Source organism: Arthrobacter sp. 2RAF6, from assembly GCF_052115205.1.
Lineage (GTDB): Bacteria > Actinomycetota > Actinomycetes > Actinomycetales > Micrococcaceae > Arthrobacter.
Window position 1 is genome coordinate 57,804 of sequence record NZ_JBFRGF010000012.1, and the last position, 23,853, is coordinate 81,656.

Annotated in this window: 21 protein-coding genes; 9 read left to right on the top strand and 12 right to left on the bottom strand. The window is 63.9% G+C overall.

The genetic code is table 11. The features are described from left to right. Positions 1-14 precede the first annotated feature (14 nt). A complete protein-coding gene (locus AB4Z38_RS10890) occupies positions 15-1,367 on the top strand; it encodes an alpha/beta fold hydrolase (protein ID WP_441429767.1) in 1,353 nt (450 codons plus the stop codon). Positions 1,368-1,431: 64 nt separating this feature from the next. Here AB4Z38_RS10890 and AB4Z38_RS10895 read toward each other — a convergent pair whose 3' ends face one another. The 4 genes from AB4Z38_RS10895 to coaE all read right to left on the bottom strand — a co-directional run bounded on the left by AB4Z38_RS10895 (position 1,432) and on the right by coaE (position 6,323). Beyond that, positions 1,432-2,466, bottom strand: coding sequence for a TerC family protein (locus tag AB4Z38_RS10895; RefSeq protein ID WP_441429714.1), 1,035 nt, complete (start codon positions 2,464-2,466; stop codon positions 1,432-1,434). 180 nt (positions 2,467-2,646) lie between these two features. Next, positions 2,647-4,734 (bottom strand): excinuclease ABC subunit UvrB, encoded by a 2,088-nt coding sequence (uvrB, locus tag AB4Z38_RS10900; protein WP_441429715.1) that lies wholly within the window; start codon positions 4,732-4,734, stop codon positions 2,647-2,649. A gap of 29 nt (positions 4,735-4,763) precedes the next feature. Continuing rightward, the gene (locus tag AB4Z38_RS10905; RefSeq protein WP_441429716.1) at positions 4,764-5,093 is read right to left on the bottom strand and encodes a hypothetical protein; all 330 of its coding nucleotides are present in this window, start codon (positions 5,091-5,093) and stop codon (positions 4,764-4,766) included. Between the two features lie 9 nt (positions 5,094-5,102). Next, complete coding sequence (gene coaE / locus AB4Z38_RS10910; protein ID WP_441429717.1) at positions 5,103-6,323, bottom strand: dephospho-CoA kinase; 1,221 nt, start codon at positions 6,321-6,323, stop codon at positions 5,103-5,105. A gap of 22 nt (positions 6,324-6,345) precedes the next feature. Here coaE and AB4Z38_RS10915 point away from each other — a divergent pair, with 22 nt between their 5' ends. After that, entirely contained in the window at positions 6,346-7,035 is a 690-nt protein-coding gene (locus AB4Z38_RS10915; protein ID WP_441429718.1) for an IMPACT family protein, read from the top strand. Between the two features lie 669 nt (positions 7,036-7,704). Here the strand turns inward: AB4Z38_RS10915 and rpsA are convergent. The 4 genes from rpsA to polA form a co-directional block, all read right to left on the bottom strand. Then, positions 7,705-9,180: a 30S ribosomal protein S1 gene (rpsA, locus tag AB4Z38_RS10920; protein WP_184735405.1), complete on the bottom strand. Its 1,476-nt coding sequence runs from the start codon at positions 9,178-9,180 to the stop codon at positions 7,705-7,707. Between the two features lie 167 nt (positions 9,181-9,347). Further along, a complete protein-coding gene (locus tag AB4Z38_RS10925) occupies positions 9,348-10,280 on the bottom strand; it encodes a polysaccharide deacetylase family protein (protein WP_441429719.1) in 933 nt (310 codons plus the stop codon). A 40-nt stretch (positions 10,281-10,320) separates the two neighbouring features. Continuing rightward, the gene (locus AB4Z38_RS10930) at positions 10,321-11,625 is read right to left on the bottom strand and encodes a GNAT family N-acetyltransferase (protein ID WP_441429720.1); all 1,305 of its coding nucleotides are present in this window, start codon (positions 11,623-11,625) and stop codon (positions 10,321-10,323) included. An 86-nt stretch (positions 11,626-11,711) separates the two neighbouring features. Then, positions 11,712-14,354 (bottom strand): DNA polymerase I, encoded by a 2,643-nt coding sequence (gene polA, locus AB4Z38_RS10935; protein WP_441429768.1) that lies wholly within the window; start codon positions 14,352-14,354, stop codon positions 11,712-11,714. Positions 14,355-14,559: 205 nt separating this feature from the next. Here polA and AB4Z38_RS10940 point away from each other — a divergent pair, with 205 nt between their 5' ends. After that, a complete protein-coding gene (locus tag AB4Z38_RS10940; RefSeq protein WP_441429721.1) occupies positions 14,560-15,027 on the top strand; it encodes a hotdog fold thioesterase in 468 nt (155 codons plus the stop codon). Here the strand turns inward: AB4Z38_RS10940 and AB4Z38_RS10945 are convergent. The 4 genes from AB4Z38_RS10945 to AB4Z38_RS10960 all read right to left on the bottom strand — a co-directional run bounded on the left by AB4Z38_RS10945 (position 14,980) and on the right by AB4Z38_RS10960 (position 17,711). After that, a complete protein-coding gene (locus tag AB4Z38_RS10945; protein ID WP_441429722.1) occupies positions 14,980-15,576 on the bottom strand; it encodes a dihydrofolate reductase family protein in 597 nt (198 codons plus the stop codon). The genes AB4Z38_RS10940 and AB4Z38_RS10945 overlap by 48 nt on opposite strands. Before the next feature lie 36 nt (positions 15,577-15,612). Further along, complete coding sequence (locus AB4Z38_RS10950) at positions 15,613-15,834, bottom strand: hypothetical protein (RefSeq protein WP_441429723.1); 222 nt, start codon at positions 15,832-15,834, stop codon at positions 15,613-15,615. Then, entirely contained in the window at positions 15,831-17,045 is a 1,215-nt protein-coding gene (locus AB4Z38_RS10955) for an anion permease (RefSeq protein WP_441429724.1), read from the bottom strand. The genes AB4Z38_RS10950 and AB4Z38_RS10955 overlap by 4 nt, the downstream gene beginning before the upstream one ends. A 168-nt stretch (positions 17,046-17,213) precedes the next feature. Next, on the bottom strand, positions 17,214-17,711 hold the full coding sequence (locus tag AB4Z38_RS10960) for an HAD domain-containing protein (protein ID WP_441429725.1): 498 nt from the start codon (positions 17,709-17,711) through the stop codon (positions 17,214-17,216). A 122-nt stretch (positions 17,712-17,833) separates the two neighbouring features. Here AB4Z38_RS10960 and kynA point away from each other — a divergent pair, with 122 nt between their 5' ends. The 6 genes from kynA to AB4Z38_RS10990 all read left to right on the top strand — a co-directional run bounded on the left by kynA (position 17,834) and on the right by AB4Z38_RS10990 (position 23,842). Then, positions 17,834-18,718 (top strand): tryptophan 2,3-dioxygenase, encoded by an 885-nt coding sequence (kynA, locus tag AB4Z38_RS10965; protein WP_441429726.1) that lies wholly within the window; start codon positions 17,834-17,836, stop codon positions 18,716-18,718. Positions 18,719-18,765: 47 nt separating this feature from the next. Further along, on the top strand, positions 18,766-20,004 hold the full coding sequence (locus AB4Z38_RS10970) for a kynureninase (RefSeq protein ID WP_441429727.1): 1,239 nt from the start codon (positions 18,766-18,768) through the stop codon (positions 20,002-20,004). Then, positions 20,001-20,855, top strand: coding sequence for a PaaX family transcriptional regulator (locus AB4Z38_RS10975; RefSeq protein WP_441429728.1), 855 nt, complete (start codon positions 20,001-20,003; stop codon positions 20,853-20,855). The genes AB4Z38_RS10970 and AB4Z38_RS10975 overlap by 4 nt, the downstream gene beginning before the upstream one ends. Positions 20,856-20,911: 56 nt before the next feature. After that, positions 20,912-21,997 (top strand): LolA family protein, encoded by a 1,086-nt coding sequence (locus AB4Z38_RS10980; protein ID WP_441429729.1) that lies wholly within the window; start codon positions 20,912-20,914, stop codon positions 21,995-21,997. Continuing rightward, positions 21,994-22,980: an ABC transporter ATP-binding protein gene (locus AB4Z38_RS10985; RefSeq protein WP_441429730.1), complete on the top strand. Its 987-nt coding sequence runs from the start codon at positions 21,994-21,996 to the stop codon at positions 22,978-22,980. The genes AB4Z38_RS10980 and AB4Z38_RS10985 overlap by 4 nt, the downstream gene beginning before the upstream one ends. Before the next feature lie 61 nt (positions 22,981-23,041). After that, complete coding sequence (locus AB4Z38_RS10990; RefSeq protein ID WP_441429769.1) at positions 23,042-23,842, top strand: ABC transporter permease; 801 nt, start codon at positions 23,042-23,044, stop codon at positions 23,840-23,842. Positions 23,843-23,853: the final 11 nt, after the last annotated feature.

Sequence of the window (23,853 nt, forward strand, 5' to 3'; positions counted from 1 at the left end):
GGGTGGTTGAACGCATGGTTGGGCGCGCCGGAGGGCAAGCGGTTATGCAAGGGGCGCACACCATCCGGGCACAGCACGAATTCAGGGGAGTCCGCACCGCCGAACACTTCTTCACTGTCCCCCTCGACCATTGGGCGTCCGCGGACGCTCCTGGCACCGCTGAAACGATCAGCGTCTTCGCCCGGGAGTTCGTCTCCACCGAGCACCCGGAGGAAGACGCAGCCCGGCTGCCGTGGCTGCTCTACCTCCAAGGCGGGCCCGGCGGACGCGGAACCCGGACCACGACCCTGTCCGGCTGGATGAAGGCCGCCGCAAGGAGTTTCCGCATCCTGATGCTGGATCAACGGGGCACGGGCCTGTCCACCCCTGCGGACCGCAATACCTTGCCGCTCCGCGGCGATGCCGCGGCGCAGGCTGACTACCTCACCCATTTCCGGGCGGACTCGATCGTGGCCGACGCCGAACTCATCCGGAAGACCTTGGGCTCGGAGCCTTGGACTGTCCTTGGCCAGAGCTTCGGCGGTTTCTGCGCGCTGACTTACCTGTCCTTCGCTCCGGAAGGTTTGAGCGAAGTCCTCATTACGGGAGGGCTGGCGCCGTTGAAAGGTCCGGCCGAGCGCGTCTACCGGGCCACTTTCCAACGGGTTGCGGAACGAAACGCGGAATACTTCGCGCGGTATCCGGAGGACCGCAAGCTAGTCACCCGGATTGCGCGGCATCTGGAATCCACGAAGGAGCGGCTGCCCAGCGGGGAGCGCCTCACCACGGAACGCTTCCAAATGGTGGGATCGTTCCTGGGCGGGAACGCCCGTGTGGATGCCCTGCACACCCTCCTCGAGGATGCCTTCGTGCCTTCCCGGGAGGGAGACCGCCTCTCCGATGCGTTTCTGGAACAGGTCCACGGGCTCGTTTCCCGGGCATCGAATCCCCTGTACGCGGTCTTGCACGAGTCCATCTACGGCCAGGGGCAGGCCACCGACTGGGCGGCGTGGCGGGTGCGCGCCGAATTCCCCGGGTTCCATCCCGACGCCGCAGAACCGTTCCTGACGGGCGAAATGGTCTACCCCTGGTATTTCGAACAGGATCCTGCGCTTGTACCCCTGCAGGAAGTAGCCGGGCTGTTGGCCTGCAAGCAAGACTGGAAGCCGCTCTACGATGTGTCGCGACTGAACGCGAACACTGTGCCCGTCGCGGCCGCCGTGTACCGCGACGACATCTACGTGGACTTCCAGCTATCCATGGAAACCGCAGCGGCCGTGCGAGGACTCCAGGCCTGGACCACAGGGGACTTTCATCACGACGGGATCGGCGAAGACGGGGAAGGAATCTTCAACCGGCTCTTGGGAATGGCCCGCGGCACGAACTGAGCCCCGGCCATAGCAACGACCGGGGCTCAGAAACGCTCTGCAGTTGTCAGTGGTTACGCATTTGTCAGTGGCCGCTAACCTTGTTCATGCTCTTGCGGGAGTCTTCCTCGAGCCGGGCGTCCAGTTTGGACTTGCTGGCGGCCGGGGTCAGGAGGCTTGCGACAACAGCCACCACGATGGTGCCGATGATGACCGCCAGGGACACATAGGTCGGGATCTCCGGAGCCCATTCAATATGGTGGCCGCCGTTGATGAAGGGCAGTTCGTTGACGTGCATGGCGTGCAGTACCAGCTTGACACCGATGAACGCGAGGATGACCGACAACGCGTGCTTGAGGTAGATCAGCCGGGTCATGAGGCCGCCAAGGAGGAAGTACAGCTGGCGCAGGCCCATGAGGGCGAAGATGTTGGCAGTGAAGACGATGAAGGCGCTCTGCGTCAGTCCGAAGATGGCCGGGATGGAATCAACGGCGAACAAGAGGTCCGTCATGCCGATGGTCACGAAGACGATCAGCATGGGCGTGAACAGCTTCTTGCCGTCAACCGTGGTACGAAGCTTGCCGCCGTCGAACTTCTCCGACATCGGGACAACTTTGCGGATGCGGGAAATCAGCGGGTTTTCGGCGCCGTCTTCCTCGTCTTCGCCGTTGTCCGTGGCCTGCTTCCACGCGGTCCACAGCAGGAACGCGCCGAAGATGTAGAAGACCCAGCTGAACTGCTCAATCACCACAGCACCAAGGGCAATGAAGATACCGCGCAGGACGAGGGCGATGATGATGCCCACCATGAGCACTTCCTGCTGGTACTTACGGGGCACCGAGAACCGCGCCATGATGATGATGAAGACAAAGAGGTTGTCGATACTCAGGCTGTATTCGGTCACCCAACCGGCGATGAACTGGCTGCCATGCTCCGGGCCGGCAAAGGCGAACATCGCTCCGGCGAAAACCAGGGCGAGGGTCACGTAGAACGCGACCCAGAGGCCTGCTTCCTTCATGGAGGGCTCGTGCGGACGCTTGACCACCAGGAGAAGGTCGACAAGGAGGATGATTCCGAGAACGACGAAAGAGCCGATCTCAAACCAGGCGGGGAGTTGCATCTAAAATGCCTTTCGCAGGTACGCCAAAACGGCGTAAGTCTCTCCGACCTGCCTGCGTCTCCCTGCCCAAAGGCAAACAACGCTCCAACGGCGATCCACTAGGCCCGGCGAGGCGTCTGTGCCTTGCGTGTTGACGGACCTAGCGCTTGGGATACTCCCCTACGTAGGCCCAACTTTACCCTAGGCGTGCCCGGCGGACTGCATTTGGCGGAGTTCGCGCTTGAGGTCGCCCACCTCGTCACGGATCCTCGCTGCGATCTCGAACTGGAGTTCGGCGGCGGCCGCGTGCATCTGCTCGGTCAACTGTTCGATCAGACCCACCAGGTCTTCGGCCGGCGCCGCGGCGAGGCCGTCTTGCCGGACCTTCGAAGCGCCCTTGCCCTTGCCGGTCCGCCCGCCCTTTCCAGCTGCGGCGAGCAGCTCGCGGGTGTCGGCGTCTTCGCGGGCAAGCTGATCGGTGATGTCCGCGATCTTCTTGCGCAACGGTTGCGGATCGACACCGTTGTCGGTGTTGTACTTGACCTGGATTTCCCGGCGCCGGTTGGTTTCCTCGATGGCCTTGGCCATCGAGTCCGTGATCCGGTCGGCATACATGTGGACCTGGCCCGAGACGTTTCGGGCGGCGCGCCCGATGGTCTGGATGAGGGACGTGGCCGAGCGGAGGAAACCTTCCTTGTCGGCGTCCAGGATGCTGACGAGCGACACTTCGGGCAGGTCGAGGCCCTCGCGGAGCAGGTTGATGCCCACCAGGACGTCGAAGCTGCCCATGCGGAGTTCGCGGAGCAGCTCCACGCGCCGGAGGGTGTCGACATCGGAGTGCAGGTATTGGACCTTGACCCCGTGGCCCAGCAAATAGTCGGTCAGGTCCTCGGCCATGCGCTTGGTCAAGGTGGTGACCAGCACGCGTTCGTCGCGGTCGACGCGCGTCCGGATTTCGCCAAGGAGGTCGTCGATCTGGCCCTTGGTCGGCTTCACGATGACTTCCGGATCGATCAGTCCGGTGGGGCGGATGATCTGCTGGACGGACCCGTCGGCCTTGCCCAGCTCGTACTTGCCGGGGGTCGCGGAAAGGTAGACGGTCTGGCCCACCCGTTCCAGGAATTCATCCCATTTGAGCGGCCTGTTGTCCATGGCCGAAGGAAGCCGGAAGCCGTGGTCCACGAGGGTGCGCTTGCGCGACATGTCGCCCTCGTACATGGCGCCGATTTGTGGAACCGTGACATGGGATTCGTCGATGACCAGCAGGAAGTCGTCCGGGAAGTAGTCGATGAGGCAGTGCGGTGCCGTGCCGGAGCCGCGGCCATCGATGTGGCGTGAGTAGTTCTCGATGCCGTTGCAGAACCCCATTTGCTGCATCATCTCGAGGTCGTAGGTGGTGCGCATGCGAAGCCTCTGGGCCTCCACCAGCTTGTTCTGGCCTTCGAGGACCTTGAGCCGCTCCGCGAGCTCTCCTTCGATGGCGGTGATGGCGCGGGACATGCGTTCCGGCCCAGCGACATAGTGCGAGGCCGGGAAGATGTACATCTCGGTTTCCTCGCGGATGACGTCGCCCGTGACCGGATGCAAAGTGTAAATGTTCTCGATCTCGTCGCCGAAGAACTCGATGCGCAGGGCCAGCTCTTCGTACATGGGGATGATTTCCACGGTATCTCCGCGGACGCGGAAAGTGCCGCGGTGGAAGTCCATGTCGTTGCGGGTGTACTGCATTCCGACGAACTTGCGCAGAAGATCGTCCCGGTTCATTTCGGCGCCCTTGGTGAGCGTGACCATTCCGGCGATGTACTCCTCCGGGGTGCCGAGGCCGTAAATGCAGGACACCGTTGCCACAACGATGACATCCCGGCGGGTCAGCAGCGCATTCGTGGCCGAGTGCCGCAGCCGCTCCACCTCCTCGTTCACGGAGGAGTCCTTTTCGATGAAGGTATCCGTCTGGGGGACGTAGGCCTCAGGCTGGTAGTAGTCATAGTACGAAACGAAATACTCGACCGCGTTGTTGGGCAGCAGTTCCCGGAACTCGTTGGCGAGCTGCGCTGCCAAGGTCTTGTTCTGGACCATCACCAAAGTGGGCCTCTGCACCTGTTCGATCAACCAAGCCGTCGTGGCACTCTTGCCCGTACCGGTGGCGCCGAGCAGCACGACGTCTTTTTCGCCGTTGTTGATGCGTTCGGTCAGCTCCGCGATAGCGGCCGGCTGGTCACCGGCCGGCTTGAATTCGCTAATGACCTCAAAGGGCGCGACGACACGGTTGATCTCCTGGGCAAGACTCATGAATCCAATGTACCCCCGCCCGCGGACAGTTACTGTCCGCGTTTTCCGCTTGAACCGGCACCGCCGCCGGGCCGGGTCCAACTGTCATCCAGCCGTCCCATGATGGAACGGAACATCTTCACGGCGAACCACACGCCGGACACAAGCCAGACGGTCCATGCGAGCCAAAAGGCTGCGCCCGGCACGAGAACGCGCCACGTCGGCGGCTGCGCCCCGGCGACGAACTCCGCGCGGCCGCCGGCCAGGAACCACAGCAGCGCAGCCCCGGCCATGAGAACGACGCCGGCCCACGCCAGGGCGCGAACGGCGCCAAGCCGCTGCGCCTCAAGATGGGGCGTGATTCTCCGTTTCCCGTCCATGCGTGCCGCCTAGCCTTGCGCCACGGAGTACGACGGCGGCTGCCACCCGCTGCTCCTGGCCCAGGCATCCATGAGCGGCCAGGCCACCTCGGTGAACCAGGGTTCCTTGGCTTCGGCATACGCCAAGGTCCGGTGGTCGCCGGCGTGCAGCGCGGCAAGTTCCTGTTTCATGTCCGCATACATACGTACGGCGTCGGGGTCGGCACGAAGCCAATCCCGGAACAACAACGCATAACGCCAGCCGGGACTTCCAAGGACCCGGACATGGACATTGGCGGCCCGCCCGGGGTCCGCGTTGCAATGGAAGCGTTTTTGCCATGCCGATGGATCCAGGTCCGGCGGCTTGGGTGTGTCACGGGCGGAGGCCTCCTGCAACGGGAAACCGGCCTCGCCCAAGGCCGTTGCTATCCGGTCCGCGGCTTCCAGCGAGGACACATTTACTTGCAGGTCGATGACGTCCTTGGCAGGAAGGCGGGGTACCGACGTCGAACCGATATGGTCTGCGCCCAAGACCTCCGGAGATGCGCGCCTGATCCTGGCAAGCAGCCGCTCGGCCTGGACCGGCCAGTCGGGGTTTGGCGGGGACAAGACGGGCCCGCCGGCCCGCGGTGCCGGGCGGCCGGCTGCAAGATTGCGGGCAAACGGCGCCAGTCGTTCTTCCCATAGGGCTTCCACGAGCTCCGTAACGTCCTGAACGCTTCCGGAGTTGTCCAACACGACGTCGGCCGCCGCCAACCGTTCGTCCCTGCCGGCTTGCGCGGCCATGCGGGACACCGCGTCCTCGACTGTCATGCCGCGGATCTCCGTCATGCGCCGGATCCGCTCGTCGTCCGACGCATCGACGACCAGCACCAAGTGGAAGCTGCTGCCCTGCCCGGTTTCAACCAGGAGCGGAATATCCTGGACGACGATGTCTCCCGGTTTGGCGGTCGCGAGCATCGCGGCAGCCCTCTCCCGGACGCGCGGATGGATGATCGCGTTGAGCGCGTCCCGGCGATCCGGCTCAGCGAACACAATCGCGCCGAGGCGTGCCCGGTCAAGGCGCCCTTCGCCGTCGACAATGTCTTCACCGAACTCGGCCACGACGCCCGCCAAGCCCGGCGTGCCCGGCTCCACGACCTCGCGGGCCAGCGCATCGGCGTCAATCAAGACGGCGCCCAGCTCCCTCAGCCGGGCGGACACGAGCGATTTGCCGGAGGCGATCCCGCCGGTAAGTCCAATCTTCAGCACCCCTCCACACTAGACTGGGTCGGTGGCAGAACAGGAAGAAAGCCGGGCGACCGCGTACACAACGTTGGCGCTTGGAGACGATTTCCGCCACGAACTCGAGATCAAGCGTTCGCGCTTCATCACGGTGCTGCGCCGCGCCTCGGACGAGGACGCCGCGCGCGTCTTGGTGACAGAACTGCGCAAGGAATTCCATGACGCCCGGCACCACTGCTCGGCATTCGTCCTCGGTCCGGATCGCGTCATCCAGCGTTCCAACGACGACGGCGAGCCCTCCGGTACAGCCGGCATCCCCATGCTTGAGGCACTCATCAAACGCGAGACACTGCCCGGGGTGACTGACCTCAGCGACGTGAGTGCCGTCGTCGTGCGCTATTTCGGCGGGATCCTGCTGGGCGCGGGCGGACTGGTCCGTGCCTATTCCGAGTCAATTTCGGCCGCACTGGACTCCGCTCCGTTGGTTCAGCGACGCCGCTTGCGGATTTGCGACATCCCCGTGCCCCACCACGCGGCCGGAAGGCTTGAAAACGATCTGCGCTCCGCGGGCTACGTCATGGCCGAAACAAGTTACGAGCCCTCGGAGGCGATCCTGCGCGTGGCCCTGCCTGATGATGCAATCGCAATCGCCGACGCCGGTGAGCGGCTGGCATCCATGACCGGGGGCGCCTCGCTACTCCAAATGCGGGGAACGGAATGGGTCGACGTCCAGGCCTGAGCTTCCGCGCCAGGGACATGCCCTACTGACCACCACCACTGGACATAGTAGGAATATGCCCAGTCCTTGCTGCCAACGAGGGGCATGTCCCACGGGTGGCACTCGGATCGCACTGCATTGAGTTCTTGAACCGGCAAACGCTCTATTTCAGATTTTGGTCATTCTGCGATGCAGTGTTTCCGTGTGAGCCAGGCGGGAGCGCCCTCGATCTTGCCTTTCGGAACAACTTGATTGCGTAGAAAGTGATGAGCGCCAGAGCTGCCAGCAAGAGGAACGCCAGCGGGAGCAAAAGAAAGTACTGCCTCAGGAAAAGTAGGAACCAAGGGGTTCATGAGTCTGTTTACACCCATCCTCACGAGACTATTCAGTCCAAGAAGCGAACCACATGCCCACTAGTGGGTGGGACATATCTGATAGATCGTTATCGATTAGTGACCAGGCTGAGCTTCCACTCGCAGGGACATGCCCTCCCCTGATCACCACCGTTGGACATAGTGGAGTGGGCATATGTCCAGTCCTTGCTGCGAACGAGGGGCACGGCCCGGGGAGAACCCGGGCAGAAGCAATCTGGGCAGCAGCGAAACAGGCTTAAACAAAGCGGCTCCTGCGATTCATTTACGAATCGCAGGAGCCGCTTTAACCCGGCCCGGAATTCCGGGCGAGTGGCAATTAGTTGCCGGTCAGCTTCTCGCGCAGAGCGGCGAGGGCCTCGTCGGATGCCAGGGTGCCCGCGTTGGACTCCGTGGCAGCCGGCTCGGAGGAGTAGCTGGTGGTGCCGGAGTCGCTCTCGCCGGAAGCGGCAGCAGCGGCGTCGTCAGCAGCGTGCTGGGAAACCTGCTTCTTGTGGGCTTCCCAACGTGCCTGGGCATCAGCGTACTGCTGTTCCCAAGCGGCGCGCTGCGTCTCGTAGCCCTCGAGCCATTCGTTCGACTCGGGGTCGAAGCCCTCGGGGTACTTGTAGTTGCCCTCTTCGTCGTACTCAGCGGCCATGCCGTACAGAGCCGGGTCGAACTCGGTGCTGTCGGCGTCAACGCCCTCGTTAGCCTGCTTGAGGGAGAGGGAGATGCGGCGGCGCTCGAGGTCGATGTCGATGACCTTGACGAAGAGCTCGTCGCCAACGGAGACGACCTGCTCAGCAAGCTCAACGTGGCGGACAGCCAGCTCGGAGATGTGAACGAGGCCTTCGATGCCGTCTTCGACGCGAACGAACGCACCGAACGGAACCAGCTTGGTGACCTTACCCGGAACAACCTGGCCGAGGGCGTGGGTGCGGGCGAAGGTCTGCCACGGGTCTTCCTGCGTCGCCTTGAGGGACAGGGACACGCGCTCGCGGTCCAGATCCACTTCGAGAACCTCGACGGTGACTTCCTGGCCAACCTCAACAACCTCGGACGGGTGGTCGATGTGCTTCCAGGACAGCTCGGAAACGTGAACCAGACCGTCTACGCCGCCAAGGTCCACGAATGCACCGAAGTTGACGATGGAGGAAACGACGCCGGGACGAACCTGGCCCTTTTCCAGCTTGTTGAGGAACGTGGAGCGAACCTCGGACTGGGTCTGCTCGAGCCATGCACGGCGGGAAAGAACAACGTTGTTGCGGTTCTTGTCCAGCTCGATGATCTTGGCTTCGATCTGCTGACCGATGTACGGAGCGAGGTCGCGGACGCGGCGCATCTCGACGAGGGATGCGGGCAGGAAGCCGCGCAGGCCGATGTCGAGGATAAGACCACCCTTGACAACCTCGATGACGGTACCGGTGACAACACCGTCTTCTTCCTTGACCTTCTCGATGTCGCCCCAGGCACGCTCGTACTGAGCACGCTTCTTGGAGAGGATCAGTCGGCCTTCTTTGTCTTCCTTGGTGAGCACCAGGGCTTCGACCTGATCGCCAACGGAGACGACGTCCCCGGGGTCAACGTCGTGCTTGATGGAAAGCTCGCGGGAAGGGATGACACCTTCGGTCTTGTAACCGATGTCGAGCAGAACTTCGTCGCGGTCAACCTTGACGACGATACCTTCGACGAGGTCTCCGTCGTTGAAGTACTTGATGGTGGCGTCGACAGCTGCGAGGAAGTCCTCAGCGGTACCGATGTCGTTGATCGCGACTACGGGGGTACCGGGCTTCTCGGTGGAGGTGATGGTCATGTAGTAGGGGCTCCGTTGTGGATAGAGAATCGGTCAGGCAAACCGCCCGCTTTCCGTCGCCGGTCCGCAGGACACGGCAAAACGCCGGGTCATCCTGAATTGTGGATTGTAAATTTGCGCGCACGTAGTATGCGCCCGTTCATTCTAGTCGTTCACCGCAAGGGGGGTCAAAGCGGCAGCGTGTCACCGAGTCGCGCGAACGTCACGCCACGGTCCAGCAAGACTGGAAGGGCTCGCGCATATCCCTCCGCGGTGCCGCCGGCGGGCTGGTTGAAATGCGAGATCACAATCTGGCCGGCGCCCTGTCCTGCAGCGATTTTGCCCACTTCGCCCGCGACTGTCGGGGCCGGGAAGGTCGCGCCGCCGTCGCCGTTCACCGTGAAGCTCACGGGGACCAGTCCGAGGGCATTGGTGATCGCCGCCGCGACGTCGTCGTAGTAAGCAGTTCCCGCCCTGAAGAAGCGGGGGGCTTTGCCGCAGAGCCGCTCCATGGCTTCCTGGTTGCCCATGATTTCGTCATACACTTCGCCCGCATTGGCGGTGCCCGGGATGCTGTACGCTGAGCGCCCGCTGACCGACAGGGGCTGGTGCCGGAAGCCGTGGTTGCCGAGCTCGAACAAAGGATCAGCCGCGAGATCGGCCGCCAGCCCTGGGTTGGCTTTGATCCACCGGCCGTTGACGAACAACGTGGCGGGAACGTTGAGCTTGCGCAGGGTCTTGAGCAAGCGTTGATCGCAGTCCGAGCCCTGGGGGCCACCGCAAGCGTCGAACGTCAAGACCGCATGCGTGGACGCGGTTTTCGAGACCACGCCAGCGACAGCAAGCCCCCATTCGACGGGCTTGCGCCCGGAGAATTCGGCCACAACCTGGGCCTTCGACGGCGGTGCCGGCCGCGTTTCGGGCACGACCGGATGCTGGCCCACCTCTTCCACGACCGGCGTTGAAGCCGATGAGGGGCGAGGCGCCGGCGCCGCTGCCGGTTGTTGGGCGCAGGCGGCCAGTCCGGTCATCGCGAGTCCGGCGGCAGCCGCCAGCAAGGACCGCCGGCCCGGCAGCCCTGATGGGCCGAAGGAGTGGCTCCCCGGCTGGAATTCCCCCATGGAATCCTCTTCTGTTGTAGATCCTGCGTGCGGGTTGTGCCTAGAAGTGCGTCAGGCAATGGGCCGGACGTTCGACGGCGAACATGTGCTGGGCAGCCAATGCTGCTCCCGGCGTGTGCTCGCGGATCCGGCCTGCCGAAGCCAAGATTACAGGACTGACGGCACCCAAATAGACAGACCCCAAATCGGTGACGTCCATGCTCAGGTCCGGGCTCCCGCCACGCGCCTCCCTGACGGTGACGACGACGCCGTCGGACGTCAATTCCCACGTACCGTCCGCAAGACCGAGCGCATCCCGGACTTCAAGGACCAAGCTTCCATCGGTGCCGTAGCGCCTGGCCGACAGGGCTGCAGGGACGTCGAGGACGCGCAACCACAACATGTCGCGGTAGTCGGAAGATGTGACGCAACGCCCGTCCTCGAGCGCCCACGCGAGGGGGTCTTCAACGGGAGCGTCGGGCCAGGAGACCTGGTCGACGAGATCGATGCTGCCCAGGAATTGCCACAATTCCAGGTATGCGGAGTCCGTCGCGGCGACAAGATCCACGATCTCCACCGTGTATGGCTTCGTGTCCCAACCGGCGAACTTGTAGGACACGTAGCCGTCAATGGCGGCATCCGGTCCGTAGTGGAGCGCGCATTTGATGGCCTTGTCTTCGCTGCCGTCGCGCTTCATGGCCCCGGACACGTGATGACGGTAGGAGTCCTGCCTCACGATAGACCCCGGCGTACGGCGGTGAACCCGTTCGAAAACCTGGGGCGCGAGTTCGAGAAGGACTCTTGGATCTGCGATTTCCACCCGGCCAACGGGCTCGTGCCGGATGCGGAATTTCGGACCGATGTCCACCTTGATGCTCCGCTCGAAGGTTGCGACGCCAAATCCAAAGCGGCCGTAGATGGAGGCCTCGGACGCGGTCAGGGCGGCCATGGCGAAGCCATCGTCCTTGGCATCGGCGAGATCGGCGGTCATCATCCCCCGCAGGATGCCATGGCGCCGATGCGTTCCGCGGACGGTGACAGCGGTGATCTGGCGCGTCCGTAGTTCCTGGCCGAAGCCAACATTCAGCTTGTTTTCCAGCGTTCCAAAGGTCGCCACCGGAAATCCCGGGTTGAGGGCGTGCAACGGAGGCTCGTCGTTGACGTAAACGCCCGTCAGCTCACGGTTGTCCGCTTGGTACATCGCGAGAATCTTGTCGATGAGTTCATCGCTTCGTTGCTCGTCGTGGAATCCGAAACCAACGGCCCGGAGCCAATCACGTGCTTGTCCGTAGTCCGGGTTCTCCTTGTCGACGGAACGAAAGCGCTTGATGTTGTATTTTTCGTTTGTTTCCTTGGGATCAGCCACGTCCCGAGCCTAGCCAGACAGCATGGGGCACGCCACCATATCGGCGGCGTGCCCCATGCAAGCCTGCGCCCAGGCCGGCGAGCCTGCTAGTGCCCGGCGTCGTACCAGCTGGAGCCGACGCCGAGCTGCACGTCCAGCGGCACCGAGAGCTCGGCTGCGGTCCCCATTTGTTCGGTCACGAGCTTTTCGACGGCTTCCCGTTCACCGTGGGCAACCTCGAGCACGAGTTCGTCATGGACCTGTAGCAGCATCCGGGACTTCAGCCCCTGGCTGGTCAGCTCGGCCGAAACGCCGAGCATCGCCCGCTTCATGAGGTCCGCCGCCGAACCCTGGATCGGCGAGTTCAGTGCAATGCGCTCGGCGATCTCCCGGTGCTGGCGGTCCGTGCTGGTCAGGTCCGGAAGATAGCGGCGGCGGCCTTCGATCGTGGAGGTGTAGCCGTCGATCCTGGCCTGCTCCACCACGCCACGCAGATAGTCGCGCACCGCGCCGAAGCGGTCGAAGTAGTCCTTCATGAGGGTCCTGGCTTCGTCGACCGAGATTTCGAGTTGCTTGGACAGGCCGAACGAAGTCAGGCCGTAGGCCAATCCATAGGACATGGCCTTGACCTTGGAGCGCATGGCACTCGTGACCTCTTCCGGCGCCACGTTGAAAATGTGCGAGCCGACGTAGCGGTGCAGGTCCTCACCCTCCTTGTACGCCTGGATGAGCCCTTCGTCGCCGGACAGATGCGCCATGATACGCATTTCGATCTGCGAGTAGTCTGCGGACAGCAGGCACTCGTAGCCCTCACTGACGACGAAGATCCCGCGGACGCGACGACCTTCCTCACTGCGCACCGGGATGTTCTGCAGATTGGGATTGTTCGAGGAAATACGCCCCGTGGCGGCGACATTCTGCGCGTACGTGGTGTGGATGCGGCCGTCCTCAGCCAATGATTTCTTGAGGGTCTCCAGCATTTGGGCGAGCTTGGAGGATTCCCGGTGGGCCATGAGCTGCACCAGGAACTCGTGGCCGGTCTTCTCCAGGAGGGCCTTCAGCGAGGCGGCGTCCGTTGTGTAGCCGGACTTGATCTTCTTGGTCTTCGGCAGGCCAAGCTCTTCGAAGAGGACAGTCTGCAGCTGCTTGGGCGAGCCGAGATTGACCTCGTGGCCAATGGCGGCAAATGCCTGCTCCTGGGCGTTGTCGATCACTTTCGCGAGGTCCGCGAGCTGTTCGTTCAGGCGCTCCGTGGAGATGGCAATGCCCGAGAGTTCCATCTGGGCCAGGACCCGTGCGACCGGCAGCTCCAACGTGGTCAGGAGCGCCTCAGCCTTGCGCTCGGCGAGCTCGCTTTCGAAGTGCTTGCTCAGGGCATGCACGACGGCGGCCTGCTGGACAAGCGCGCCGGCCGCGGCACCGTCCGGCCCATCACCAAGCTCGAGTTCCAGCTGGCCGGTTTGCGCCGCCGCAGCCGTGACAGTGATCCTCAAGTGATGCTGGGCAAGCTCGGCGAGCTCGTAGCTGCGGCGGTCCGGCTGGATCAGGTAGCCCGAAATGGCAGTGTCGTCCACCACGCCTTCCAAGCCAAGTCCACGGTGGTCCAAGGCCTTCAAAGCGTCCTTGAATTCGTGCATGACCTTGGCCTCTTCCGGGTCCCGCAGCCACTTGGCCAGGACGGCATCGGCCGCCGCGTCCAAGGACGACAGCTCGATGTAGGCAGCCCCGTTGGACCGCACGATGGCGAGGGCATCGGCGTCGTCGCCAATCCGTCCCGGGACCAACTGCACGGCGACGGCGGCACGGCTCCCCGCACCGGCGGCGAAGAACTCCTCCAAGGCGGCGGCGTCCTCCAGGATCTTGTAGTCGGGCGCGTCGATGGTTTCGGGAGGCGCGCCGGCGGTGTCATCGCCATAGAGTGCGAACAGCCGGGGGCGGAGGGTCCTGAACTCGAGGGTGTCGAAAAGTGCCTCGATCTCCTGGCGATTTGGACGCGGCTCCTCAAGTTCCGCGAGCGTCACAGGGAGCTCAAGGTCGCTGAGGAGCTGGTTGAGGCGGCGATTGCGCTTGACGGCGTCGATGTTTTCCCGGAGGGCTCCACCGACTTTGCCTCCGATGGCATCCAGGTTCTCCAGGATCCCTTCCAGGCCGCCGTAAAGGTTGATCCACTTGGCTGCGGTCTTGGGGCCGACGCCGGGAACGCCCGCAAGGTTGTCGGCGGACTCCCCTACCAGCGCGGCGAGATCGGAGTAGCGGGACGGGGGAACGAAATACTTTTCTTCGATGGCTGCCGCGTCCATGCGGGGAATATTGGAAACGCCCTGTTTCGGGTACAGCACGAACACGTTGTCCGTGATGAGCTGGAAAGCGTCACGGTCCCCTGAGACCAGGAGGACTTCGTAGCCCGCGGCCTCGCCCCGTGCCGCGAGTGTGGCGAGGATGTCGTCAGCCTCGTAGCCGGGCATCTTGATGGTCTTGATGCCCCACGCTTCCATGACTTGATCGATGAGATCGATCTGCCCGCGGAATTCCGACGGCGTCTCGTTGCGGCCAGCCTTGTATTCGCTGTACTCGGCCTTGCGGAACGTCGTGTCGTCCGAGACATCGAAGGCCACCGCGACGTGGGTGGGCTTCTGATCCTTGATGAGGTTGATCAACATCGAGGTGAAGCCATGCACGGCGTTGGTGTGCTGGCCCGAGGATGTGGCGAAGTTCTCTGCCGGAAGAGCATAGAACGCCCGGAACGCCATCGAGTGACCATCGAGGACCAAGAGCCTCGGCTGGCCACCTGCCGTGGCGCCCGCAATGGTTGTTGAAGGGTCTGGTGCCGTTGCGGTGGCAGTTGATGTTGCTGTTCCAGTAGATGTTGTTGTTCCAGTTGACACTGGCGTTGACATTGCCGTCGGAACTGAGTCCGGTTTGGTTGTTTCGCTCACAGGTGCCAGCCTAGTTGGCATGATGGACAATTTCACGCCGGGCCCGTTCACTGACGAACTCAACGCGGCGGGCGTTCCGCAGGAGTTGCACGGTTGGCTCTCCCGCTATGGAGTGGGGTCGCTCGTGGCGAAGATGGGCATCAAGTTCGTTGAGCTGGGCCCGGAACGGACTGTCGCCACCATGCCGGTGGAGGGCAATACCCAGGTTGCCGGCATCCTCCACGGCGGAGCCCATGTGGTCCTCGCCGAAACCTTGGGCTCCTTCGCCGCGGCCTTGCATGCCGGAGCCGGACGCCACGTGGTAGGAATCGAGGTGGGCGCAACCCACCACCGCTCCATAGCGAGCGGCCTGGTCACGGGCACGTGCACAGCCATCCACCTGGGCGGCACGCTCGCCACCCACGAAATTGTCATGACCGACGATCACGGCCGACGGCTGTCAACCGCCCGGATTACCAACATGATCCGGGAGAACAGGGCCCGCTGACCCGGCACGCGCAGGGAACCTGTAGCGCAACTCGACTGCCGCGCCACCGAGGGTGCGGGACGAGATCAACTCGAGCGGCGCCGTCGGGCTCTCGACAGGCAGCAAGCGCTTACCGGTACCCAAGGCGACGGGGATAAGGGTGACAATCATCTCGTCCAGCAGGCCGGCCTTGGCGAACTGGGCCACGAGGTTTCCACCACCAACCAGCCACACGTTCTTGTCACCGGCGTCGGCAATCAGGTCCGGCGCGAATTCCTCAACCTCGCCGCGCACGAACGTGACGTCCGCACCGGGCGGCGCGGCGTATTCGCGGTGGGTGAAGATCCAGCATGGAACACCCGGATAGGGCCATTTGCCCGGCTCGTGTTCCATGAGCCAGCGGTACGTCTGGCCGCCCATGACAATGCAGCCGATGCCCGCCATGAAATCTTCGTAGCTTTCGGTGACGCCCTCGGCCTCTTCGAACTGGAGCAGCCAGCCGAGATCGTCTTCTTTCGTGGCGATGAACCCGTCAAGCGAGGATGCCACGTAGTACTGGAAATCCGCCATGGCCCCACCCTACCCATGAGGCGGCGGCGTTCCCAGCTACTTCGTGAAGTACGGAACGATCAGGTAGATTCCGAAAAGCACGGCGATTCCGCAGGCCGCGAAGCACACGTAGGCAAGGGACCGGACCATGACCGGTGACTTCTGCCGGGCGTCGCCCGCGATGGCGGTGAGGCGGACACCGAGCGAATACAGCACTACGAGGAGAACGGCCGCCACAAGGGTCGCGCCGGCTACCTCCACCAGATCAAACCACTTCATGCCTGGATGTCCTTACTCACGTTCTTGCTCGGACTCTTTTTTCCGGCGTTCTTCTTGCGGAAGCGGACCGCGGTGCCGGCTTCCTCGACTTCGACGGCGTTGTGGTGGCCCACGTGCGATTTCCTCGAGTAAATGAACATGTAGACGACGACGACGGTGCCCACAACTGAAGCGATAACCACGCCGACAGTGCCGGTACCGATGAGGAACGCGGTCAAGGCGCCCACGATGGCAGCCGCAGGGAGGGTGAAGAGCCAGCCGGTGGCGATGCGCCCCACGGTTCCCCATCGCACCGTGGTGCCCTTCCGTCCGAGTCCCGAGCCGATGACCGAACCGGAGGCCACCTGCGTGGTGGAGAGCGCGAAGCCAAGGTGGGAGGAAGCGAGGATGGCCGAAGCGGTGCTGGCTTCCGCGGAGAAGCCCTGCGCCGGCTTGACGTCGGTCAGCCCGGAGCCCATGGTCCGGATGATGCGCCAGCCGCCGGCGTAGGTCCCGATGGCGATGGCGAGGGCGCAGGCCCCGATGACCCAGAGCTGGGGGCCGCTGCCGGCCGGCTGGGTTCCGGCGGCGATCAGGACGAGGGTGATGATGCCCATGGTCTTTTGCGCGTCGTTGGTACCATGGGCCAACGCGACGAGGCTGGAGGTGAAGATCTGGCCGGTACGGAATCCGCCTCGCTTCTGGGTCAGCTTGTCGCCGGTTTCGGGGTCATGCCGTGACGTCAGGGCGTAGGCCAGCTTGGTGCATAGATAGGCCACGGCACCGGCGAGCAGCGGCGAGAAGATGGCCGGAAGAATGACTTTCTGGAGCACGGTGTCGAAGTTGACGGCGTGGAAGCCGATGCCGACGATCGCAGCACCGATGAGGCCACCGAAAAGCGCGTGCGAAGAACTGGACGGCAGCCCCTTGAGCCACGTGAACATGTTCCATAGCACTGCCCCCATCAGCCCGGCGAAGATGATCTCCGGCGTGATGTGGATGCCGTCCGTGCCCTCACGGATAAGGCCTCCGGAAATGGTCTTTGCCACTTCGGTCGAGAGGAACGCGCCCACGAGGTTGAGCACCGCGGCCAAGGCAACAGCCGTCTTGGGCTTGATGGCACCCGTGGCGATCGGAGTCGCCATGGCGTTCGCTGTGTCGTGGAACCCGTTGGTGAAGTCAAAAAATAAGGCCAGCGCTATGACAAGCGCGACCATGAAGGTGATTCCCACCTTGTGCCCAATCTGCAGAGTCGACGATGCGCAGTTCCACTTCCCCGGGCCTGCCTGACAAAAAACAGTTCAGCAATCGTTCATCTGACTGCACTGGCGGAATAAACTATGGCGGGCGTGAAACCTTAAGAATCCTACGTGCCATTGCCGGCATGGCCAAACATCGAATCATCCAAGGAATTGCCGAACAGCCGCGATATCGCTCCGTGACAGGCCCCGCCGCGGGTCCGGCGAGATCCACAGCACACGGCTGTCGAGGAATTCGGCCCAGGACCGGGCAGCGGCTTCATGGTTCAGCTGATCGTCCATCCACACGATGCGTTCAGCTCCGGACTCTTGGACGTCCTTTTGCAAAACGTCCAGCTTCCACCAATCAGCGGTCTGGTCCCAACCGTCGCTGGTCAAGACAGGCCAGTGCTCGCCATGGAGGCCGATTGCCGGACACAGGAACTCAGGCGCAAGCCGCTGCCACGTCGTCAGCCAAACAAACCTTGCCCCGGGATGAGCGGCAAGCTCATTGAGTTCGTCAACCAGTTCGGAGGCGTACACGACGTCAAGGATTCCGGCGTCGGCGATTTTCCATTCAGTACCCCAATCGGTCAAGCCCATGGGACCGAACGGGTTCACCACGCCGTCGACGTCCAGATACAGCGACACGGTGGTCATGCAGCCCCCTCCCCGACGTGCCAACAAGGCCAGCGTAAGGCAAGCGCTGTGCGTCAGGGCAGTCCGGACCTTCCCGAAATTCACTATCTTGACGTTCGTCACAAGAGTGATAATCTCAATGTATGGAAAACCGCACCGGCCACTCCGAAGAGAGCATCAGGGTCCAAAACGTCAGGCCCATCGAGGATTCGGTCCGCACCGACTTCAGCCAGGCCATGTCCTACGGCGGGTATCTGGACCTTGACCGCCTCCTCACCTCCCAGCACCCGTTAAGCACCCCGGAACACCATGACGAATTGCTGTTCATCATCCAGCACCAGACCAGCGAATTGTGGCTCAAGCTTGTCCTGCATGAACTCCTTGAAGCCCGCCGTCTCCTTGATGCGGACAACCTTGCCAAGGCCCTCAAATGCATCGCACGCGTCAAGGCGATCCAGCGGACCATGACCGAGCAGTGGTCTGTCCTGGGCACCCTTACTCCTCGCGAGTACTCCGAATTCCGGCGCTTCCTGGGTAGCTCGTCAGGCTTCCAGTCCCATCAGTACCGCGCCGTCGAGTTCCTGCTGGGCAACAAGAACCGGGACATGCTCCGGGTTTTCGAGAGCGATCCGGCGGCGCACAGCCAGCTCAGCACCCTCCTCGAGGAGCCGACACTTTACGACGCTTTCCTCGCGGTGCTGGCGCGGGCCGGTTATGCCGTTCCCGCCGAAATCCTGGAACGGGACACCAGCGAACCATGGACGTTCCGGAAGGACCTGGTCCCGGTCTTCCAGGAGATCTACGAATCGGAAGCCACCCCATGGGGTTTCTACGAGGCCTGCGAAGACCTCGTGGACATCGAGGACAACTTCCACGCCTGGCGTTTCCGCCACTTGCGTACGGTGCAACGGACCATCGGATTCAAGGTGGGTACGGGCGGCTCCTCAGGCGTCGACTTCCTCAAGCGGGCCCTTGACCTGACCTTCTTCCCCGAGCTCTACGCCGTCCGCACCGAGATCGGCAACTGAACAGCAACCCAGTCCCGGCAACCCCATCAGCTTCCCTCAGGAGAGTCATGAACAGCACGCAGCAAACGCAACGGCCGACGTCGGCAGAACTCGATGCCGCGGATCCCCTCGCCCAGCAGCGTGAGGCCTTTTACTCCCCGGGAGCCGGCCAGCTCACCGCTTACCTCGACGGAAACTCTCTTGGCCGTCCGCTCAAGGCGACGTCGGCGAAGCTCGCGTCTTTCGTCGAGGACGCCTGGGGTAGCCGCCTCATCCGTGGCTGGGACGAACAGTGGATGGACGAACCCACCACGGTAGGCGACCGGATCGGCGTCGTCACCCTGGGCGCGGCCGCCGGCCAGGTCACCGTGGGAGACTCCACTTCAGTGATGCTCTACAAGCTCATCCGGGCAGCCGTCGACGCCCAGCCGGGCCGCGATGAGATTGTTGTGGACCGGGACAACTTCCCCACGGACCGTTTCATCATCGAGGGCATCGCCGCGGAAAAGGGCGCCACCATCAAGTGGGTCGCCTCCAACCCGGCCAGCGGCGTCCGGACCACGGACCTCGAGGGGCTGCTCAGCGAGCGGACCGCCGTCGTCGTGCTCAGCCACGTGGCTTACCGTTCCGGTTTCCTGGCGGATGCCGCGGCGATCACCGCGATGGTCAAGGAAGCCGGAGCGCTCATGCTCTGGGACCTGTGCCACTCCGTAGGCTCGGTGCCCCTCGAACTGGACGCCTGGGGTGTGGACCTGGCCGTGGGCTGCACGTACAAATACCTCAATGGCGGCCCGGGCTCCCCCGCGTTCGCTTACGTCAACGCTTCGCAGCAGGACCGCCTGCAACAGCCCATTTGGGGCTGGATGGGCGCCGACAACCCCTTCGGCATGACGGAAAGCTACAAGCCGGCAAGGGGGATCCGAAGCTTCATCACCGGCACTCCCCCGGTGCTGGCCATGCAGCCGCTCAAGGACATGGTCGAGCTGATCGCATCAGTGGGCATGGACGCCGTGCGGGAGAAGTCCATCAAGCTCAGCGAGTACGCAGTTGCCTTGGCTGACGACATGCTGGTCCCCCTCGGCGCCGAGATTGTCAGCCCGCGCAACACCGCAGAGCGTGGCTCGCACATCACGGTGGACCATCCCCTGTTCGGCGAGGTGACCCAGTCGCTGTGGGAACGGGGCGTCATTCCGGATTTCCGTCCGCCGCACGGACTGCGGATCGGCCTCTCGCCGCTCAGCACCAGCTACGCGGAGGTTGAGCTGGGAGTGACCGCCATCCGGGACGCCCTCACCGAGCTCCTGTGAGCGCTGTCCTCGACGACATGGACTCCCGGCCCGGGAGTACCACGTCGTTGCTTCGCACGGTCATCGGCCTGTACCTGCGCGATGCCGGCGGATGGATGTCCACGAGGCACATCATCGCCCTCATGGAGGCCCTTGGGGTGGCCGCGGCTGTTTCCCGGACGGCCTTGTCACGGTTGAAGAAGAAGGACATCGTCCTTCCGCAATCGCGTCACGGTGTTGCCGGCTTCGCCGTCACCGAGGGCGCCGCAGCGATGCTTGCCCGCGGCGACCGGCGGATCTTCAACCCGCACCTTATGTCGCCCGCGGACCGCTGGTGCCTCGTGTCCTTTTCCATTCCGGAAACGGAGCGGGAAAAGCGGCACCAGTTGCGGCGGAGATTGCACTGGATTGGCTGCGGAACGGTGGCAGCGGGGCTGTGGATCTGCCCGGATTCGCTTCGGGAGGAGGTGGAGGAGATCCTGGCGGACCTCGAGCTGCGAGGCATGGCCACGGTGTTCGTCACTGACACTCCTTTGGTCGGCGGCGGCCTCCGCGATGCCGCATCCGCATGGTGGGACCTGGAAGCCGTGGCAGAACTGCATCGCGACTTCATCCGGCATCATGGTTCCGAGGACGACGGCGGCGGCCCGGTGAACGGTTCCCACGGCGGGCCCGCCTCCGCCGAAACCTTTGCCCGCTATGTCCGATGCATCGACCGCTGGCGCATTATTCCGTATCTGGATCCAGGCCTGCCGGCCGAGTTCCTTCCCGAGGACTGGCCGGGCATGGCGGGAATCGCCCTCTTCGAGCGCCTCGGAGCCGCTTATTCACGGCCGAGCGCGGACTTCGTGCGGAGGACTTTGGAAACGTAGCAGGAGTACTCTGGAAGCATGAACTTCCCGGATAGTGGATGGTTCGCGAGGTTGCCATGACTCGCCCGTGGTTGCGTTGGTTGCCCGCCGCACTGGTTCCGGTAGCCCTTGCTGCGGCCGCCCTGGCTGGTTCCTACCAGGCAGGAGCTGCGACGAGCCTGCCGCCCAAAACGGCGGAGGAAGTCATCGCGATGATCGGCCGCGCCGACGTCCGCTCCCTGTCCGGAACCCTTCAACAAAGTTCCGAGCTGGGACTCCCCCAGCTCCCTTCCGTCGGGCCAACCGCAACCCAGGGTCCGGCTTCAGTCATCGAGCTTCTGAGTGGTTCACACACGGCCCGGGTCTACCTGGACGGTCCCGCCAAGGCCAGGTTCCAGGTGATGGACATGCTCGCCGAGCGCGACCTCGTCCGCAATGGCAACGATCTCTGGCTCTACAACTCGGCCGACAACAGTGCGGCGCACATGACGATGCCCGCTGAACCCGCGCGCGCAGCGGCCCCGCACGCGACACCGACCCCTGGGGTAACCACCCCTGATGTTGTCGCGCAGCATTTCCTCGCCGCCGTCGGGCCCACCACGGACGTGACAGTGGGCGACGGAACCACCGTGGCCGGCCACACGGCTTACCAACTGGTGATCAAGCCGCGCAGTACCGGCACGCTCGTCGATTCCGTGACGATCGCCGTGGACTCCGCCTCGGGCCTGCCGCTCGGCGTCGATGTGCGGGCGGGCGGCCAGGCCGCAGCGGCCTTTTCGCTCGCGTTCACTGAGCTGAGCTTGTCGACGCCCGACGCCGCGCTGTTCAGTTTCACGCCGCCGCGCGGTGCCGCCGTGGAGGAGAAGGCAACCCCGCGGCTGCGTGCGCTCCCCGGTAAGACCGGGCAGGCACCCCAAGCCAAGGCAGCAGCGGGCCGGCCAACCATCACAGGCAGCGGCTGGGACGCAGTGATCGGCATGCCCGCGGGCACGGTGCCCACGGATGTCCGCTCGGCTCCGTTGTTGGCCCAGCTCACGCAGGCGGTCCCGGGCGGCCGCGCGCTGACAACCAGCCTGGTAACTGTCTTGGTGCTCGACGACGGCCGCGTCTTCGCGGGAATGGTGCCACTTGAGCGGTTGCAATCCGCAGCCGCCACGCAATGACGGAGGCATCCGCGCCAGCTGAACTGGCGATAGAGACGCAAGGCCTCAGCAAGCGCTTCGGCCACCGGGCCGCCGTCGACGGCGTTGATCTGGCAGTTCCCCGCGGTTCAGTCTTTGGCTTCCTCGGTCCGAATGGCTCCGGCAAGACCACGACCATCCGGTTGCTGCTTGGCTTGGCGGCCGCCACGCACGGCCACATCCGGGTTCTTGGCGGCGAGATGCCGCGCCAATTGGCAACGGTCCTGCCCAATGTTGGCTCGCTGGTGGAAGGTCCGGCCTTCTACCCTTTCCTGTCCGGGGCGGCGAACCTGCGGCGATTGGACAGCGCCGATCTGCATGCCTCCCCGCGGACCCGGGCAGCGCGGGTGGATGAAGCGCTCGAGAGGGTGGGGTTGTCCCATGCCGCAGGCAAGAAGGTCCGCGCCTATTCCCTCGGGATGAAGCAGCGGCTGGGGATTGCGCATGCCCTGCTGCGTCCGAGGGAACTGCTTGTCCTGGATGAACCCACCAACGGCCTGGATCCGCAAGGGACCCGGGAGGTTCGCAGCCTGGTCCGCTCCCTCGCCGCCGGGGGCGCCACAGTGTTCGTCTCCAGCCATCTCCTCGCGGAAGTGGAGCAGATGTGCACCCATGTGGGAGTCATGAGCGTGGGCAAGCTCGTGGCGCAAGGAACCCTGCACGAACTGCGCGCCGCGGGAAAAGCCACGATCCGTCTCCACACGCCCGATATTGAGGCCGCTGTCCGGGTCCTCTCGAGGCTGGGCCTGGAGTCGGAACTATCGGCTCCACCGCCCGGCTCGTACGGTCCCGATGGCCAGAGCCTCGTCAGCACCGGTCCACCGGGGCACGAGGTGGCTCCCGAGGCGATCGTCGCTGCCCTCGTGTCCGACGGCGTCCGGGTGCGGGGCTTCGGCGTGGAGAACGCCAGCCTGGAGGAGCGCTTCGTCTCCCTTACCGGAGAGGGCTTCGACATTGCCGGCTGAACACGAAGCTGAAGTCATAACCTCAGCGCCGAACGCCCGGCCATCAAGCTCGTGGTCACTCATGGCCTCGGAGCTCTCGGTGCTGTTCAGGCGGCTGCGGACCTGGGCCATGCTCCTGGCGCTCGCGGCGATTCCCATCCTTATTGCCGCGGCAGTCAAGCTGAGCTCGCATCCCGTGGCGCCGGGGCGGGGTCCGCCCTTCCTGGACCGGATCACCCAAAACGGGCTTTTCGTCGGCGTGACGGCACTGGTCGTCTCCGTGCCCTTGTTCCTTCCCCTCACGATCGGAGTGGTGGCAGGCGACACGATTGCCGGTGAAGCAAACCTTGGCACGCTCAGGTACTTGCTCGTCGCCCCGGCGGGACGCGTCCGCCTCTTGTTGATCAAATACGCGGCCGCCGCTGCGTTCTGCCTGGCAGCGACACTTACGGTGGCCGCCGCCGGTGCGCTGGCCGGCGTCGCGCTCTTCCCTGTAGGCCCGGTCACCCTGCTCTCCGGCGACACTATCGGCGTCGGCGAATCCGTGGTGCGTTCCCTGCTGATCGCCGCGTACATTGCTGTGTCACTGTTGGGGCTGTCCGCTATCGGGCTGGCAATTTCCACCTTTACGGATTTACCGGTTGGGGCCATGGCTGCGACCATCGTGTTGTCCGTGGTGTCGCAAGTGGCGGACAACCTGCCGCAATTGGAGTGGCTGCACCCGTGGCTGTTCAGCCATTACTGGTTGGGTTTCGCCGATCTTTTGCGCCAACCCATCTCGTGGACGAGCTTCGGCGACAATGCCTTGCTGCAGGCGGGCTACATCGTGGCGGCCGGTGCGCTGGCTTATGGCAAGTTCACGAGCAAGGATGTCCTGTCCTGAAGTACGGCCTG